The organism is Streptomyces sp. TAA486, assembly GCF_000426165.1.
This window is the reverse complement of record NZ_AUEV01000007.1, coordinates 348715-365246: the sequence shown is the minus strand read 5'-3', so window position 1 is coordinate 365246 and position 16532 is coordinate 348715. Positions and strand designations below refer to the sequence as shown.

The 16532-nt window shown below is 71.5% G+C and carries 14 protein-coding genes and 1 riboswitch; of the genes, 10 read left to right on the top strand and 4 right to left on the bottom strand.

The window, feature by feature from the left end; genetic code table 11:
• Positions 1-37 precede the first annotated feature (37 nt).
• Positions 38-157, top strand: a riboswitch (SAM riboswitch).
• A 66-nt stretch (positions 158-223) separates the two neighbouring features.
• Positions 224-1705, top strand: a complete 1482-nt coding sequence (locus I004_RS33625) for an aminotransferase class V-fold PLP-dependent enzyme (RefSeq protein WP_078511066.1) — start codon at positions 224-226, stop codon at positions 1703-1705.
• Between the two features lie 63 nt (positions 1706-1768).
• On the opposite strand, the gene I004_RS0112435 is transcribed toward I004_RS33625, so the two are convergent.
• Positions 1769-2050 carry an Lrp/AsnC family transcriptional regulator gene (locus I004_RS0112435; protein ID WP_028435764.1) on the bottom strand — a complete coding sequence of 94 codons (282 nt, stop codon included), beginning with the start codon at positions 2048-2050 and terminating at the stop codon, positions 1769-1771.
• Positions 2047-2736: a rhomboid family intramembrane serine protease gene (locus I004_RS0112430; RefSeq protein ID WP_486579962.1), complete on the bottom strand. Its 690-nt coding sequence runs from the start codon at positions 2734-2736 to the stop codon at positions 2047-2049. Before I004_RS0112430 ends, I004_RS0112435 begins: the two co-directional genes overlap by 4 nt.
• A 179-nt stretch (positions 2737-2915) precedes the next feature.
• Here I004_RS0112430 and I004_RS0112425 point away from each other — a divergent pair, with 179 nt between their 5' ends.
• The 5 genes from I004_RS0112425 to I004_RS0112405 all read left to right on the top strand — a co-directional run bounded on the left by I004_RS0112425 (position 2916) and on the right by I004_RS0112405 (position 8864).
• Positions 2916-3155: a hypothetical protein gene (locus I004_RS0112425; RefSeq protein WP_028435762.1), complete on the top strand. Its 240-nt coding sequence runs from the start codon at positions 2916-2918 to the stop codon at positions 3153-3155.
• A gap of 181 nt (positions 3156-3336) precedes the next feature.
• Entirely contained in the window at positions 3337-4626 is a 1290-nt protein-coding gene (locus I004_RS0112420) for an NYN domain-containing protein (RefSeq protein ID WP_028435761.1), read from the top strand.
• 579 nt (positions 4627-5205) lie between these two features.
• Positions 5206-6237: an NlpC/P60 family protein gene (locus tag I004_RS0112415; protein WP_028435760.1), complete on the top strand. Its 1032-nt coding sequence runs from the start codon at positions 5206-5208 to the stop codon at positions 6235-6237.
• A 340-nt stretch (positions 6238-6577) separates the two neighbouring features.
• A complete protein-coding gene (locus I004_RS0112410; protein ID WP_037975846.1) occupies positions 6578-7567 on the top strand; it encodes a C40 family peptidase in 990 nt (329 codons plus the stop codon).
• A gap of 34 nt (positions 7568-7601) precedes the next feature.
• Positions 7602-8864: a hypothetical protein gene (locus I004_RS0112405; RefSeq protein WP_028435758.1), complete on the top strand. Its 1263-nt coding sequence runs from the start codon at positions 7602-7604 to the stop codon at positions 8862-8864.
• On the opposite strand, the gene I004_RS33620 is transcribed toward I004_RS0112405, so the two are convergent.
• Positions 8821-10176, bottom strand: coding sequence for a glycosyltransferase family 87 protein (locus I004_RS33620; protein WP_078511062.1), 1356 nt, complete (start codon positions 10174-10176; stop codon positions 8821-8823). The two genes, I004_RS0112405 and I004_RS33620, sit on opposite strands and share 44 nt — an antisense overlap.
• A 156-nt stretch (positions 10177-10332) precedes the next feature.
• On the opposite strand from I004_RS33620, the gene I004_RS0112395 reads away from it, so the two are divergent.
• The gene (locus tag I004_RS0112395; protein ID WP_028435757.1) at positions 10333-11502 is read left to right on the top strand and encodes a glycosyltransferase family 4 protein; all 1170 of its coding nucleotides are present in this window, start codon (positions 10333-10335) and stop codon (positions 11500-11502) included.
• 64 nt (positions 11503-11566) lie between these two features.
• On the opposite strand, the gene I004_RS0112390 is transcribed toward I004_RS0112395, so the two are convergent.
• Complete coding sequence (locus I004_RS0112390; RefSeq protein ID WP_028435756.1) at positions 11567-13375, bottom strand: long-chain fatty acid--CoA ligase; 1809 nt, start codon at positions 13373-13375, stop codon at positions 11567-11569.
• Positions 13376-13666: 291 nt separating this feature from the next.
• Between I004_RS0112390 and I004_RS0112385 the strand changes: the two genes are divergently transcribed.
• From I004_RS0112385 to I004_RS0112375, 3 genes are all read left to right on the top strand, one after another.
• The gene (locus I004_RS0112385; protein ID WP_028435755.1) at positions 13667-14428 is read left to right on the top strand and encodes a metallophosphoesterase; all 762 of its coding nucleotides are present in this window, start codon (positions 13667-13669) and stop codon (positions 14426-14428) included.
• A 116-nt stretch (positions 14429-14544) separates the two neighbouring features.
• Positions 14545-15021, top strand: a complete 477-nt coding sequence (locus tag I004_RS0112380) for an SRPBCC family protein (RefSeq protein ID WP_028435754.1) — start codon at positions 14545-14547, stop codon at positions 15019-15021.
• Between the two features lie 13 nt (positions 15022-15034).
• On the top strand, positions 15035-16423 hold the full coding sequence (locus I004_RS0112375; protein ID WP_078511060.1) for an ArsA-related P-loop ATPase: 1389 nt from the start codon (positions 15035-15037) through the stop codon (positions 16421-16423).
• Positions 16424-16532 lie beyond the last annotated feature (109 nt).

Below are 16532 nucleotides of genomic sequence, written 5' to 3'. Positions count from 1 at the left end.
GCGGAGCCCGCGGCACTCTGTGCCATACTTCCCGCCAGGTCACGAGCGACAGCGATCAAGGCCCCGGCCCGCTGTCCGGCAACCCTCCTTCCGTGGTGGGGTGCCCCGGGTGATGACCGGGCCGTTCGACAGCAGGGTCGTGCGGCAAGCACGGATCCCTCTTCCCCTGCCTTCGGCGGGGAGGCGTATGCCAGGGGTCCCCGGCATTCGAGGGAGACTTCGCATGAGCCTGCTCATCGCGTCCGCCACCGACCGTCCCGCGCCGGCCCGCGAGCCGGTTCCGGAGCCCGCCCCTGTCGCCGCCCCCGCCTCCGCGCCCCTGCCGGTGCTGGGCCTGGACGTGGGCGCGCCGCTCGCGACGGGCGGTGAACTCCCTTATGCCGCACTGGACTACGCCGCGAGCGCGCCCGTGCTGCGCAGGGTGTGGGAGGACGTCGCCGCGTACGCCCCGTACTACGGCAGCGTGCACCGTGGCGCCGGCTACCTCTCCCAGCACTCCACCGCCCTCTTCGAGCGGAGCCGTGACACGGTGGCGCGCTTCCTCGGCTGCCGCCGCACGGACCAGGTCGTCTTCACCCGCTCCACCACGGATTCGCTCAACCTGCTGGCGTCGGCGCTTCCTGAGGGCACGCGCGTGTTCGTCTTCGAGACGGAGCACCACGCGTCGCTCCTCCCGTGGCAGGCCGCCGGTACGCAGACGGTCCTCCTGGACGCACCGCGCTCGCCGCGGCAGGCCGTCGAGACGCTGGAGCGCGCGCTGGCAGCGGCGCCCGAGGGCCCGAAGCTGGTGTGTGTGACGGGTGCGTCCAACGTCACGGGCGAGATCTGGCCCGTACGGCGGCTGGTCGCAGCGGCGCACCGGTACGGCGCCCGGATCGTGCTGGACGCGGCGCAGCTCGTACCGCACCGCCCCGTGCACATCGGCGAACTGGACGTCGACTGGGTGGCGTTCTCCGGGCACAAGCTGTACGCCCCGTTCGGGGCCGGTGTGCTGGCGGGCCGTCCCGACTGGCTGGACGCTGCCGAGCCCTACCTGGCGGGCGGTGGGGCCAGCCGCAAGGTCGCGCGGGACGCGGAGGGCGGCGTCGAGGTGGAGTGGCAGAACGGGCCGGCCCGTCACGAGGCCGGGTCGCCGAACGTGATCGGCGCGTACTCCATCGCTTCCGCGTGCGAGGCGCTCACCGGGGCGGGGTTCTCGGAACTGGCCGCGCGCGAGGGGGAGTTGACCATGAAGCTGCTGTCGGGCCTGTCGGAGCTGCCCGGAGTGCAGGTGCTCTCGCTCTTCGGTGCGGACGACGCGGGCACGCCGGCCGGCGTCAGGGCCGAGGCGGCGCGCAGGGTCGGCGTCGTCTCCTTCGTCGTCGAGGGCTGGAGCAGCGCGCACGTCGCCGCGGCCCTCTCCGCCGAGTACGGCATCGGCGTACGCGACGGCCTCTTCTGCGCGCACCCGCTGGTGCGTGCGCTGCTGGGTGCCCACAGCGAGGACCCCGGTGAGTGCGGTGCGCCCGAGGGGCGGTCGCTGAACGCCGTACGGGTGAGCATCGGGGCGGGGACGCCGGACGAGCACGTGGAGAGGTTCGTACGGGCCGTGCGCGAACTCGTACGTGACGGGGCCCGTCTGCGCTACCGCACGGAGGAGGGGCGCTGCGTCCCGGAGACCGACGCCCTCCAGGAGCCCGCCGCCCGGGGTGTGCTCACCGCCTGAGCGCCGTCAGGGCCGCCCGGAGCGGCCCCGGGGCCCGGCCCGGCTCCCGGGCGGGCCGCGCCCTCAGGCGTCCAGGCCGATGGCGAAGGCCGACTCCAGATCGTGCTGCGAATAGGTGCGGAAGGCGATGTGGGTCTCCGTGGAGAGCACGCCCGGCACCTTGCTGATCCGGCCGGGAATGACGTCCGCCAGGTCATCGTGCCGGGCCACCCGCACCATCGCGATCAGATCGTGCGCACCGGTGACCGAGTAGACCTCGCTGACGCCCTCGAGCGCCGCGATCTGCTCGGCGATCTCGGGGATGCGTTCGGGGCTGGTCTTGAGGAGCACGATCGAGGTGATCACGGTGTGGACTCTCCCTGGGTCGCCGGAGCGGGCGTGCCCACTGTAGCCGTACGGAAACGCCGGAAACGCGCCCACGCGTAGAGGAAGCCGAGGGTGAATCCGACCACATGGGCGAGGTAGGCCACGCCCGGTCCGTCGGTGTCCCCGCGGGCCGCGATCCACTGCAGGGCGAGCCAGAAGACGAGCACCACCCATGCGGGGAAGCGGAGCGGCAGGAAGTAGAGGAAGGGGAAGAGGCTGGTGACCCGTGCCCTCGGATGGAGGTAGAGGAACGCCCCCAGCACGCCCGAGACCGCGCCGGACGCCCCGACCAGGGTCTCCCCCGACTGGCTGTGCGCCGCCGCGTAGCAGAGCATGGCGATGTAGCCGACGCTCACGTAGAAGACGGCGAAGCGCAGGCGGCCCATGCGCATCTCCACCGGGCCGCCGAAGACATGGAGGAAGAGCAGGTTCCCCAGCAGGTGCAGCCAGCTCGCGTGCAGGAAGAGCGCGGTCAGAGGTGTCACGAACGGCCGCAGGGCACCGCTCCACAGAGTGCGAGGGACGACGCCCCAGTGGTTGAAGTACGCGGCTTGCGCCCGGTGCAGGGACGTGCCGCTGCCGTGGCCCGGCAGAAAACCCGAGGCCGGGCCGGTGAGGAAGATCACGGTGCACAGGATGATGAGCGCACAGGTCACGACGGGCATCTTCGGCACGGTGCGGTTCATGATGATTCGGGCACTGGGCAGGCTCCTCGGGACACACGCTGTGCGGCAGGGTCATAGGGTTACGTCAGGCGATGCTGCGCTTTCGTCGGGTTACCGCACACGCACGTGGTCGCACCGCAGCGATGCCCGCGAACGCTCGAAGGAATGAGGTCGAGTCCATGTCGGTCCCCAAGCCCACGGCCGGAACCCGGTGGCGATGCACACTCTGCGGCAATCTGACGCGCTTCGACGTGACGCGCTCCAGCAAGGTCGTCGAGTACGTCCACCTGGACCTGGCCGGTGAGCCGCGGGTCGAGGAGCAGGAGGTGCTCAGTGAGAGCATCGAATCCGTGCGCTGCCGGTGGTGCGACGCCGCCGACCAGGTCGAGCTCGTGGACCGGCCGGGCGCCCAGGTCTGAGAAACGGCAGGTGTGAACGGTGGTGGATGGGAGTGCCGACGGCTCGGGGCGCGAGCCGTCGGTGCCGGGTGCCGACCCCTCACCGGAGACGGACGCAGGTCCCGTCGCCGGTGAGGGCGAAGACGAGCCCAGGCCCGCCGGTCCGCCGCGCTCCGAGGAGGCCGAACCCTTCGACAGGCCGCTGCCCGAGAAGGTCCGCCGCAGGGTGGTGTCCCTCACGGGCGACGCGCTGGGCGGCCTGACCGTCGCCGAACTGCCCGCCCCGCTGCGCCAGTACGCACGTTTCACCCCGCAGCGCCGCATCAAGTTCGGCGCCAACGCGATGGCCGCGGCGCTCGAGAGCGAACCCGCGTTCCGCGAGCGGATCGCCGAGCAGTTGCGCGAGCGCTTCCCGGAACTCACCGAGGCGCTGACCTCGGGCACGCCCCCGCCCGCCGCCGATCCCGTGGATGTGGCGGCCGTGGCGTACGTGCTGCGTCCCGTGGACTGGCCCAAGCTCGTCGCCGCGGCAGGCGAGGAGGCCCAGCGTGCGCAGGCCGAACGCGCCGGCGAGGAGGCCCAGCGCGAACTGGTCAGGCTCCGCGGCGAACTGGCCGAGGCGCGTACCGCGGCGCGTACGGAGGCTGAACGTGGCCGCGGCGAACTGGAGTCGGTACGCAAGGAGCTGGAAGTGACCCAGCGGAAGCTGCGCAGCGCCCAGAGCGATGTGAAGCGCGGCGAGGCGGAGATGCGCAAGACGCGGGCCGAGCTGGAGGAGCTGCGCTCCTCGGCATCCGCGGAGAAGTCGGCGGCCGAGAGCGAGAGCCGCCGGCTGCGCACCCGGCTCTCGGAAGCGGAATCCGCGCTGGAGGCCGGGCGCCGTGCCGCCCGCGAGGGGCGCAGCGTGCAGGACATGCGGGTGCGGCTGCTGCTGGACAGCGTTCTCGACGCCGCACAGGGTCTCCGTCGCGAGTTGGCGCTTCCCCCTACGACGAGCCGCCCCGCCGATACCGTCGACGCCGTCGAACCGGGGCGCATGACCCCGCGCGACATCGCCGCGCGCGCCCTGTCCGAGACCGATCCGGAACTTCTCGACCAGCTCCTCACGCTGCCGCAGTCGCATCTGGTCGTCGACGGCTACAACGTCACCAAGACCGGCTATCCCACGATGCCCCTGGACAAGCAGCGGCTGAGGCTTCTCGCGGGGCTGGCGGGCCTCGCCGCCCAGTCCGGCGCCGAGGTCACATGCGTCTTCGACGGGGCCGAACTCGCCGCTCCCGTGCTGTTGGCGCCTCCGCGGGGAGTGCGCGTCCTGTTCAGCAAGCCGGGGGAGACCGCCGACGAGCTCATCCGGCAACTCGTGCGGGCGGAGCCTCCGGGACGTGCCGTGGTGGTCGTCTCCTCGGACCGTGAGGTGGCGGACGGCTGTGCGGCCGCCGGAGCCCGCCCTGTCGCCTCGACCCTCCTTCTGCGCCGTCTCGGACGGACTTAGACGGGTTCCGGCGGCGTCCCTGCGGCACACCTCCGAGCCCCGGAACCGTCGCGTCCGGACAACGTCCTCTTCCCCGGCACATGGCGTTCGCGCCCGGGTGAGGGTTGCGGACTGCCGCCTCCGGACGGGGATGTGCCCGGCCGACGTATGTGCCCAACTGGCGCCGCGAGGGGACGACCTGCACGAACCCGGCGTCGTGGTCCACCGGGGGACGGTTCCGGCTTCACATCCCTCACACCGCCATCACAGTGGAGTCCAACGACGGGCATGCGCAGGGCACGTCGCGGGCGGCAGGTTCCAATCCGGGGCCGTCGGGCCCGCGTTCGCACCGCTGCGTGACTCCGTCATCGCTCCCTGTGCGATGTGAGTAAAGAATCTGCTCCTGTGACGGGTTTTTTCTGAGAGTGATTTGATCCGACGATTACGCGTGGCTAATGTCTGGCCCCGAACCTCCGCACGTTTGGCCGTCCATCCGGGGCGGCAGCGGAGGACCGCCTCGTTCCGCGGAGCCCCGCCCATGGCGAAGTGGAGCCGGAGTGTCAGTCCGGCAGGCGGCTGAGGAAGAAGGAGCTCGCCCCAGTGGCGTCCCACCGTCGACCCAAGCAGCCCAGCCGTACTCGCCGCGTCACCGTGCTCACGGCAACCGCCGCCGCGGCAGTCGCCCTCACCACGCAGGGCGCGCAAGCGGAGCCCAAGGCCTCCAAGAAGGAGGTCAAGGAGAAGGTCGACAAGCTCTACGAAGAGGCTGAAGGCGCGACGGAGAACTACAACGGCGCCAAGGAGAAGCAGCACAAGCTGGAGAAGGAGGTCGCGAACCTCCAGGACAGCGTGGCGCGCGGGCAGGACGACCTCAACGACATGCGCAACGGCCTCGGTTCGATGGCCACGGCGCAGTACCGCACCGGCGGCGTGGACCCGTCCGTACAGCTCTTCCTCTCCTCGGACCCGGACAGCTACCTCGACAAGGCCTCCACGCTCGACCAGTTGAGCAGCAAGCAGGCCGAGGCGCTGAAGAAGATCCAGACGAAGCAGCGCAACCTGGCGCAGCAGCGCCAGGAGGCCTCGGACAAGCTGAAGGACCTGGCCGACACCCGCAAGGAGCTCGGCGAGAAGAAGCAGGACATCCAGGCGAAGCTCTCCAAGGCGCGCGGACTCCTCAACCAGCTCACCGCGGGCGACCGTGCGCGTCTGGCCGCCGAGCAGGCGAGAGCCGACCGTGCCTCCGCCTCGCGTGTGGACCTCGGCAGCGACGCCTCCGCCTCGCAGCGGGCCGCGGCCGCGCTCTCCGCCGCCAAGAGCAAGATAGGTTCGCCGTACGTGTGGGGCGCGACCGGTCCCAGCTCCTTCGACTGCTCCGGCCTCACCTCCTGGGCGTACAAGCAGGCCGGCGTCTCGCTGCCGCGCACCTCCCAGGCTCAGGCCGGCGCCGGAACCCAGATCGGCCGCGGCGCACTCGCCCCCGGCGACCTGGTCATCTTCTACGGCGACCAGCACCACATCGGCTTCTACGCGGGCAACGGGCAGATCCTGCACGCCCCCAAGCCGGGTGCCGGTGTGCGCTACGAGTCGATCAACAACATGCCGTTCCAGTTCGGCGTGCGGATCGGCTGAGCTCCCGCTTCCTGATCACTGCCTTCCGGAGTCGTGCGGACTCCGCAGCAGCATGGGTCACTCCGGCAACACGCGCGTCATCTCGCCTACAGGACACAGTCGTTCGTCCGGGTGAAAGCGAACACGCCGGAATGACCCCTGACCCCGCCGTTGACCTGCGTCGATCGGCGGGGTCCGTGCATATGTCCGGGCTGTCGCGCCGCGCGCGGTGCGTGGAACCTTCCTGGCGGTACGGCTAGATTCGCCGCGCCGTAACGGAAGGAGCTCGTCCCCAGTGGTCTCGCACCGGAGTCATCGAAAACCCGCCCAGCGTGGCCGAAGTTGGCCCGGCCGTCTCGTCGTGCTGACAGCGGTGGCGGGTGCCGCTGCCGCGCTGTCGCCGGCCGCGCCCGCGGGCGCACGTCCGGCCGACCCGGGAACCGCGGAGGACCGCGCGGTCGGTGCCCGCATCGACAAGCTCTACGAGCAGGCCGAGGCGGCCACCGAGAGGTACAACGCCGCCTCCGAGCGCTCCCGCGCACTGCAGCGCCAGGTCGAGTACGCCCAGGAGAGCGCCGCCAGGAAGCAGGAGCGGGTCAACCGCCTCCGCTCCGCGCTGGCTTCGTTCGCCGGTGCGCAGTACCGCTCCGGCGGCATCGACCCGTCGATCGCCCTGATGCTCACCGAGGACCCGGACGGCTATCTGGACAAGGCCGCCACCCTCGACCGCATCGGCAGCCGCCAGCACGACAAGCTGCTGCGGTTCAAGAGCGCCCACCGCTCCCTGAAGCAGCAGCGCGCCGAGGCGGGCACGAAGCTCGGCCTGCTGGAGCGCGAACGGGCGGAGAGGAAGCGGCAGAAGCAGGCCGTGCTGAAGAAGCTCGACGCCGCGCGCAAGCTGATGCACGAACTCTCCGCGGCCGAGAGGGCCGAGCGGGAGCGTGCCTCGCGCGCCGGTGGGCGCGGTGGGTCCGCCGAACCGGGCCGCGGCGCGAAGGCGTCCTCGCAGCGCGCGGAAGCGGCGTTGGCAGCCGCACGCTCCGCCGTGGGCAAGCCGTATGTGTGGGGAGCCTCAGGACCCGGATCCTTCGACTGCTCGGGGCTCACACAGTGGGCTTACGGGAAGGCCGGGGTGTCCATTCCCCGTACCTCGCAGGCGCAGCGCTCGGCCGGCCGTCAGGTGCCGATGAGCCAGGCGCGCCCCGGCGACCTTGTCGTCTACCGTGACGACGCCAGCCACGTGGGCATGTACGCCGGCAACGGCCAGGTGGTGCACGCCCCGCACCCGGGAGCACCCGTGCGTTACGACCCGGTGGACATGATGCCGGTCTCCTCAGTGACCCGTCCGTGAGTGCTCGTCCGGGCACGCCCGTACGATCGTTCGCGTGGTTGGACCTTGGAAGTGGTGTGAGGCGAGGAGGGCCGCGGGCAGCCGCGCGCTGAGTGCGGCCCTGGCGGGCGTGGTGCTGACGGGGGTGAGCGGCTGCGGCGCGGGCGCGGAGCCGAGCCGCGAGAGCCGTGAACGTGCCGCTGTGCAGCGCGTGCTGGAGCGGCAGGCCGATGCCGTGCGCGACGGCAAGGAGAGCCAGTATCTCGCGGCCGTCGACCCCCGGGCGGAGAGCTACCGCAAGGAGCAGCGGCAGGTGTTCGGGAATCTCCGTCGCCTGCCGCTGACCCAGTGGTCGTACCGGGTCGGGGACGTGCGCCCCGCCGCGGCGGGCGACGAGGGCGGCGTCCAGGCTGACGTACGCCTGCGCTACAAGCTGCGCGACGACGACCACGCCCCCGTCTCCGTCACCGAGCGGCTCGCCTTCACCGAGCGCGGCGGCAAGTGGTACGTCAGCGACGAACTGCCCGGCAGCGACCGGCAGCTGTGGGAACAGGGCGAGATCACCGTGGTGCGCGGGAAGAAGAGCCTGGTGCTGGGCGCGGACCGCAGCCGCGACGATCTCGACGACCTCGCACGCAAGGCGGACACCGCGGTCTCCCAGGTGGACCGGGAGTGGCCGCGCAGCTGGCCGCACCGGGTCGTGGTCGAATCCCCGTCCTCGCTGCGGGACATGGCCCGGCTGCTGGACGCCCCCTCCAAGTCGTACGAGGGCATCGCAGCCGTCACCACGGGCGAGGCAGGCGAGCAAACGAAAGCGTCCGCGGACCGGATCGTGGTCAACCCCGAGGCGTACGGCGATCTGAGCGGCGAGGGGCAGCAGGTCGTCGTCACCCACGAGACGGTTCACGTCGCCAGCCGCACACACACGAGCGGCGCGACGCCGCTGTGGCTGTCGGAGGGGCTCGCGGACTGGATCGGCTACCGGGCCACCGACCGCACGCCCAAGGAGTCAGCCGCCGAGCTCGTCCGTGCCGCGGACGCCGGGAAGCTGCCCCGCGAACTCCCCACGGACCGCGACTTCCGGTTCGGCAGGGACCCGGAGGAACTGGGACGCGCCTACGAGAGCGGCTGGCTCGCGTGCCGCCTCATGGCGGACGAGTGGGGCAAGGACAAGCTGCTGGGTCTGTATCTGCGGCTCGGTTCGGCCCAGAAGAGCCAGGACGCGGCCGTCGACGAGGCCATGGAGAGCGAGTTGGGGCTCAGCCCCGAGGAATTCACGGAGAGGTGGCGCTCGTACGTCCGGAAGGAGGTGTCGTGACGTCCTCGGACGTCCCGTCACCCGTCGGCCTCGTCGAGCGCCACAGCCGCACGCACGCCAGCAGTGACGCGGCCACGAGAAGGCCGTTCCGCACGGCCATCAGCACGAGCCCCTGCCAGTCGCTGGCGACGACATGGGCGAAGCCGAGCGGGAACTCCAGCAGTGTCACCGCCGTCGCCCCCAGCACGAGCACCGAGGGCAGCGCCTGACAGCTGGCACGCAGCGTCAGGCATACGGCCGCCAGACCCACCAGCCAGATCATGTACTGCGGGCTGATGACGCGGCTGGTGGTGACGAAGAGGAGCACCGTGGTGAGCGCGGTGTCCGCCGGGGTCGAGGGCGTCCACTCAACTGCGCGCAGCCGCCACGTCAGCAGCCACGCGAAGGCGATGAGTGTCAGCACCAGCGCGGCGTCGCTGACGAGATGGACGTACGGGCCGACGAACTCCATCGAGCCGTAGTTGAGCAGGACCTGCCCCTCCCAGCCGAACTGACGTGCCACGTGGAAGACCAGGGCGCCCAGCGACTCCACCTCGGTGCCCCGGCTCTGCTGGAACTCGAGGAACGCGAACGCGCCCGGCATCGTCGCGGCGAAGAGGCCCATGACGACAACTCCGGTGAGCAGCGCGGCTGTCCACGTGATGCGGGTCACCCGGCCCCGGGGCGTGCCGAGGAGAAGCAGCCCGGGCCAGATCTTCACCAGGGCGCCGAACGCGGCGAGCGCACCGGCCGCACGCGGATGCCGGACCCCGGCGAGGAGCGCGCCGACGGCAAGGGCGGTGACCATCAGGTCGTAGCGGGCGTACGCGGTCGGCCCGAGCAGGGCCACGCCCGCGACCCAGCTCCACACGCCCGCGCGGCGTCTGCCCGGGCGTCTTGAGGTACGCAACAGCAGACCGAGGACGACGGCGTCGGCGGCGCAGGCCAGCAGATAGAAGGCCGAGGCGTAGTCGAGGAAGGGCAGCAGTGCCGGGGAGAGAATCGCCACGGCCGCCGCCGGCGGGTACTGCCAGGTGACGTCGTTCCACGGGAACACGCCGGACTGCAGAACCCCGTACCAGCCTCGGTAGATGACGTTCACGTCGTTGGTGAAGTCCGGGCCGGGCAGTGTGACGACCTTGAAGGCGCACAGCAGCAGTGCGGCACGGGTGACGGCCCACACAGCGACGGGTGCGGCGGACCGGAAGGGGGAACGGGGGCGGGAGCCGCGGCGCCTGTGGCTGCCGCGCCTCGCGCTTCCCCTGTCGCTCTCGTCCCGCGGCGCTCCGGCCTCTGCCTCGCGAGGTGCCGGCGCCGCTGCGCTGTCCGTCATACCCACCTTGCCGTCTCCTGCGTGCCGGGTCCCGCCCGGCGCCCCGTTGGATGTCCCCCCACTCGCCCGCGACATCATGCCCGTTGGCGTCGAACACCGTGATGACGAGCCGGTGACAGGGCGGTGCCGGTCACCCGGACGGTACTGTCGGCCGCGATGCACAAGACCTTGATCGTCACCAATGACTTCCCGCCGCGGCCGGGGGGCATCCAGGCGTTCCTGCACAGCATGGCGCTGCGTCTGGAGCCTTCCCGCGTCGTCGTCTATGCCTCCACTTTCAAGCACACCCGTGAGGGCATGGAGGAGACCGCCAGGTTCGACGCGCAACAGCCCTTCACCGTCGTACGCGACGGCAGCACCATGCTGCTGCCCACGCCCCGCGTGAAGCGGCGTGCGGTGGAGCTGCTGCGCGAACACGGCTGCGAATCGGTCTGGTTCGGCGCAGCGGCACCGCTGGGCCTGATGGCGCCGGCGCTGCGGCGTGCGGGGGCGCAGCGGCTGGTGGCGACGACACACGGGCACGAGGCCGCGTGGGCCCAACTGCCGGTGTCCCGGCAGCTGTTGCGCCGGATCGGCGAGGGCACCGACACCCTCACCCATCTCGGCGAGTACACGAGGTCGAGGATCGCGCGAGCCCTCACTCCTCAGGCGGCCGCCCGGATGGTGCAACTGCCGCCCGGAGTCGACGAGAAGACCTTCCACCCCGGCTCCGGCGGCGACACGGTGCGCGAGCGGCTCGGTCTGAGCGGCCGGCCGGTGGTGGTGTGCGTCTCGCGACTGGTGCCTCGCAAGGGACAGGACACCCTGATCCTGGCGATGCCGCGGATCCTCGCGGCACATCCGGACGCCGTGCTGCTGGTGGTCGGCGGCGGCCCCTACCGGCGTGAACTGGAGAAGCTGGTGACGGCAACCGGCGTGGAGCGCTCCGTGCGCTTCACCGGAGCCGTCCCGTGGGAGGAGCTTCCCGCGCACTACGGCGCCGGGGACGTCTTCGCGATGCCGTGCCGTACCCGCCGGGGCGGGCTGGACGTGGAAGGCCTCGGCATCGTCTATCTGGAGGCCTCGGCCACCGGACTGCCGGTCGTCGCGGGCGACTCGGGCGGCGCGCCGGACGCCGTCCTCGAGGGGGAGACCGGCTGGGTCGTGTCTGGGGGCTCCACCGGGCCGCGAGGCTCAGGGGGAGCGTCCGAGGAGGCGGCCGAACGCGTCATCGCCCTGCTGGACGACCCGGAACTGCGCGCCCGCATGGGGGAGAAGGGCAGGGAGTGGGTCCTCGAACGCTGGCGCTGGGACCTGCTCGCGGAACGGCTCAAGAAGCTGCTGTAGCGCCCGCTGTGAGGCTGCGGGGCCGCGCCGACGCCCGGCGGGGCCCCGGCCCGGCCCCGGGCACTCAGACGTACAGCGAGTCGATTTCGTGGGCGAAGTCCTTCGCCACCACGCCCCGCTTGAGTTTCAGCGAGGGTGTGATGTGCCCCGACTCCTCCGTGAACTGGGTGTCCAGTACATGGAACTTGCGCACGGATTCGGCGCGCGAGACCAGGGCGTTGCCGCCGTCCACGGCTCGCTGGAGCTCGGCCAGCAGCTCCTCGTCGCGGAGCAGCTGCTCGTGCGGGAGCCCGGACTTGCCCCGCTCCTCGGCCCACCGCGGCAGGAACTCCTCGTCGACGGTGAGGAGCGCGCCGACGAAGGGGCGGCCGTCGCCGACGACCATGCACTCGGCTACGAGCGCGTGCCCGCGGATGCCGTCCTCGATGACGGACGGAGCGATGTTCTTGCCGCCCGCGGTCACCAGGATCTCCTTCTTCCGGCCGGTGATGGCGAGATAGCCGTCCGCGTCGAGGGTGCCCAGGTCGCCGGTGTGGAACCAGCCGTCGGACAGGGCCTCCTGGGTGGACTGTTCGTTGTTCCAGTAGCCCGCGAAGAGGTGTTCGCCGTGCAGCATCACCTCTCCGTCGTCCGCGATACGCACGACGGAGCCCGGCAGCGGCTGGCCGACCGTGCCGATCTTCTGGCGGTCGTACGGGTTGAAGGCCGTAGCGGCACAGGACTCCGTGAGGCCGTAGCCCTCCAGCACGGTGAAGCCGATGCCCCGGTAGAAGTGCCCGAGCCGCTCGCCCAGGGGCGCGCCGCCGGAGATCGCGTGGGTGGCCAGGCCGCCGAGCACGGCGCGCAGTTTGCTGTAGACGAGGATGTCGAACAGCTTGTGCCGTAGCTTCAGTTGCAGCGAGGGGCCCGAAGGGTCGTCGAGGGCGCGGCTGTAGTCCATCGCGGCCTCGGCGGCCTTGTCGAAGATCTTGCCCTTGCCGCCCGCCTGGGCCTGCGACCGCGCGGAGTTGAAGACCTTCTCGAAGACGCGGGGCACGCCGAGGACCATCGTCGGCCGGAACGCGGCCAGTTCGTCCGTCAGCGTCTTCACGTCGGAGACATGGCCGAGCTTGATCGGCGCCATGACGGCCGCCACCTGCACGAGGCGCCCGAAGACATGGGCGACGGGGAGGAAGAGCAGGACCGAGGACTCGCCCGTGCGGAACATGGGCCGCAGACGCTCGACGACGTTGCCGCACTCGGCGAAGAAGCTGCGGTGGGTGAGCACGCAGCCCTTCGGGCGGCCCGTGGTGCCGGAGGTGTAGACGATGGTGGCGGGGGAGTCGGCGTGCGCGCTGGAGGAGCGGGCCTCGACGGTCGCGTCGTCCACGTCGGCGCCTGCCGCCGTGAGTTGCTCGACCGCTCCCGAACCGGCGGCCGGCTGCGGCTCGATCTGCCACACATGGTTCAGGGCGGGTAGCCGGTCCCGTACGGAGTCGACCGCGCGGGTGTGGTCGCCGGTCTCGACGAGACACGCGACGGAGCCCGAGTCGCCGAGGATCCAGGCGATCTGCTCCGGTGAACTCGTCTCGTACACCGGGACGGTGACGGCGCCGGCGCTCCAGATCGCGAAGTCGAGCAGCGTCCACTCGTAGCGCGTGCGGGACATGAGGGCCACGCGGTCACCCGGCTGGATACCGGAGGCGATCAAACCCTTTGCGGCAGCCCGCACTTCGGTCAGGAAGTCGGCGGCGGTGACATCGATCCACTCGCCTCCCTGCTTGCGTGCGACAACGGCGACATCGGGATGCTGGGCCGCGTTGCGGCGGATGAGATCCGTCAGATTGCCGTCGGCCGGCACCTCGTAAAGGGCCGGAAGGCTGAACTCACGCAAGACTGCTGCTCCTCGTCGCGACGGAGGACGGCGGCCGTGGGGGGGGGGGGCGGCCTCCGATGGCTCGGATCCGGAGTCGTGGGAAGACCCTGGATGAATGACGGCCCGGACGTTACCCGTGAGTAGGGTCGGTGGGGTAGGGGGTGAACCTGAGATGTCTCATGGGTCACACGCCCCGGGTGCGTCGGCGAAAGCGTAATCCACGTACGTGGTGACAGGGAAGTAACCGCAGGTGGGAAGGGGCCGGGGCAGGGGTGCCGCGCGAGGGTGTCTCCGCTCTAGGGTGTGGTCATGCGAGTCCACGTGGTCAGCGACGTGCACGGGAACAGCCGCGACCTCGCGACGGCCGGCGACGGCGCCGACGCGCTCGTCTGCCTGGGAGACCTCATCCTCTTCCTCGACTACGCCGACCATTCCCGCGGCATCTTCCCCGAGCTGTTCGGAGTCGAAAACGCGCACCACATCGTGGAGTTGCGCACCGCGCGCCGCTTCGCCGAGGCGCGCGAGTTCTCCGCGAAGCTCTGGGCCGGAGTCGACAGGGCAGAGGCGACCGAGCGGGCCGTACGCAAGCAGTACGCCGAGCTGTTCGCCGCATTGCCCGCACCGACGTACGCGACGTACGGCAACGTCGACGTGCCGCCCCTGTGGCCCGAGTACGCGGGAGAGGGCGTCACCGTGCTGGACGGCGAGACGGCCGACATCGGCGGGCTGCGCTTCGGCTTCGTGGGCGGCGGGCTCCGCACGCCCATGCGCACCCCGTACGAGATCGACGACGACGCCTACGCGGCGAAGGTCGAGGCGCTCGGCGAGGTCGACGTGCTGTGCTCCCACATCCCGCCCGAGGTACCGGAGTTGTGCTACGACACCGTCGCCCGGCGCTTCGAGCGCGGAAGTGAGGCGCTGCTGAGGGCGCTCCGCACCGTACGGCCGCGCTTCCACCTCTTCGGGCACGTGCACCAGCCGCTGGTGCAGAGGATGCGCATCGGGCCGACGGAGTGCGTGAACGTCGGGCACTTCAACGCCACCGGCACGCCCTGGGTGCTGGAGTGGTGAGGTGGCCCGCGGCCCCGCCTCCCGCGGACAAGGCCGGTAGGCCGCGTACCGGACACGCGGGGTAGCCTGCCAGGGGCAATCGGGGGCCGCGCGCAGCATATGGAGGAGCCACGGCGATGGCGGAACACACGAGCTCGAACATCACCATCGATGCAACGCCCGCAGCCGTGATGGGAGTGATCGCCGATTTCGCCCGGTACCCGGAGTGGACGGGCGAGGTGAAGGAGGCCGAGGTCCTCTCCCAGGACGCTCAGGGCCGTGCCGAGCAGGTGCGGCTGCTCCTGGACGCCGGCGCCATCAAGGACGAACACACCCTGGCCTACGAGTGGATCGGCGAGAACGAGGTCCGCTGGTCGCTGGTGAAGTCCCAGATGCTGCGCGAACTGGACGGCGTCTACCGTCTGGCACCGGTGGCGGGCGGTGAACGCACCGAGGTCACCTACCAGTTGACCGTCGACGTCAAGATCCCGATGCTCGGGATGATCAAGCGCAAGGCCGAGAAGGTCATCATCGACCGCGCGCTGTCCGGTCTGAAGAAGCGTGTCGAGTCGGGCGGTGGCGCCGGCAAGGGCGCGGACGCCGCCAAAGGCTGACGCGCGAGTGCCCATGCCCGAGGATGGGGGTCCCACCCACGACGCAGTCTGTGGGGGAGGCCGGCACGTACCGGGACAGCGGACCGCTCCGGACGAACGGGACGCACCCGGGGAACGGCAATCGCCGGAGCTCCGCGGCAGCGACGGGCCGGGACCGCGGACGCTGCTGGTCACCGGGGCGGGAGGCGCCGGTCGTACGACCGTTGCCGCCGCGATCGCCGTCGCCACAGCCCGCGGCGGCCGGCGGACACTGCTGCTGAGCGGCGAGACGTCCGCGACGCTCGAGGCCGTGCTCGGCGTGACGGGCGGCCCCATCGGTTCCGTCGGTCCCGTCGGCGCCTCCGCTGCGGCCGCGCCCGGCACGGACGGGCTGCTGCACGCCGCCCGTACCGACGCCGCGGAGCTCTTCCGCGGCGCCGCCGTCACGCTGCAGGAGCGCGGCCGCAAGCTGCTGGACCTGCTGGGCTCGGACCCGCTCGACGAGGACGAGGTCACCGAACTCCCCGGCGCCGGTGCCTTCGCGGTGCTGAGCGCTGTGCGGGCCGCGCACGCCGCGGGGGAGTGGGACACCCTCGTCGTCGACCTGCCGGACACCCCTGCCGCGCTGCGCGTGCTGGCGCTGCCGGCCCAGCTCAGCCGCTATCTGCGCAGGCTCCTGCCCGCCGAGCGTCAGGCCGCGCGCGCTCTGCGTCCCGCGCTCGCACAGCTCGTGGGCGTACCGATGCCGACCGAGGCGCTCTACGCCACGGCAGCCCGCTGGGACGCCGAACTCGCTGACGTACAGGGCCTGCTGGAGTCTCCCGGCACCGCGGCGTGCCTCGTCGCGGAACCCGGACCGCTGGCCGCCGAGACGCTGCGCCTCGGCCGTGCCGGACTGGGCCTGTACGGGCTGCCGTTGCAGGCGGTCGTCGCCAACAGGGTTGTGCCGTCGGGAAGTTCGGAGCCCTGGACGGCCTCGCTCTCCGGGCAGCAGCAGACGGTGCTCAAGGCGTGGCGCGAGGAGTACGAGCGGGAGGGCGTGGCACTGCGCGAACTGCCCCATCTGGGGCGGGAACCACGCGGCGCCGACGATCTGCTGCGCCTCGGCGCGGAGACCACGACGGACGAGCCGGCACCGGGCGCCCCGGGCGCCGCCGGAACGGACGGTGCCGTCGAGGACCGCCTGGCCCAGGACGGCATTCTCGTGTGGAGACTTGCCCTGCCGTCGGTCCGCAAGGACGAACTGGAACTCGTGCGGCGGGGGGACGAGCTGATCCTCGGCGTCGGGCCCTACCGCCGCGTGTTCCCGCTTCCCTCGGCGCTGCGCAGGTGCCGGGTCGTCGGCGCTTCCCTGGACCGCGGTGAGCTGCGGGTGCGCTGTGCGCCCGACCCGGCGCTGTGGCCGGAGGGCACGGCCGGCTGAAGCTGCGGCCGCCCCTCCCGCCCGCTCCTGGCCGTCTCCGCTTCCCGGCTGTTCGGGTAACGTCGGACACGTGCCCCGTCCGTCCTCCCCTTCGCCGTAGGAGCGCCGC

What these genes read in the sequence shown, in the direction of transcription:
- I004_RS33625 (WP_078511066.1), top strand. Translation starts at nt 224, where the DNA reads ATGAGCCTGCTCATCGCGTCCGCCACCGACCGTCCCGCGCCGGCCCGC.
- I004_RS0112430 (WP_486579962.1), bottom strand. Translation starts at nt 2,736, where the DNA reads ATGCCCGTCGTGACCTGTGCGCTCATCATCCTGTGCACCGTGATCTTC.
- I004_RS0112425 (WP_028435762.1), top strand. Translation starts at nt 2,916, where the DNA reads ATGTCGGTCCCCAAGCCCACGGCCGGAACCCGGTGGCGATGCACACTC.
- I004_RS33620 (WP_078511062.1), bottom strand. Translation starts at nt 10,176, where the DNA reads ATGACGGACAGCGCAGCGGCGCCGGCACCTCGCGAGGCAGAGGCCGGA.
- I004_RS0112395 (WP_028435757.1), top strand. Translation starts at nt 10,333, where the DNA reads ATGCACAAGACCTTGATCGTCACCAATGACTTCCCGCCGCGGCCGGGG.
- I004_RS0112385 (WP_028435755.1), top strand. Translation starts at nt 13,667, where the DNA reads ATGCGAGTCCACGTGGTCAGCGACGTGCACGGGAACAGCCGCGACCTC.
- I004_RS0112380 (WP_028435754.1), top strand. Translation starts at nt 14,545, where the DNA reads ATGGCGGAACACACGAGCTCGAACATCACCATCGATGCAACGCCCGCA.
- I004_RS0112375 (WP_078511060.1), top strand. Translation starts at nt 15,035, where the DNA reads ATGCCCGAGGATGGGGGTCCCACCCACGACGCAGTCTGTGGGGGAGGC.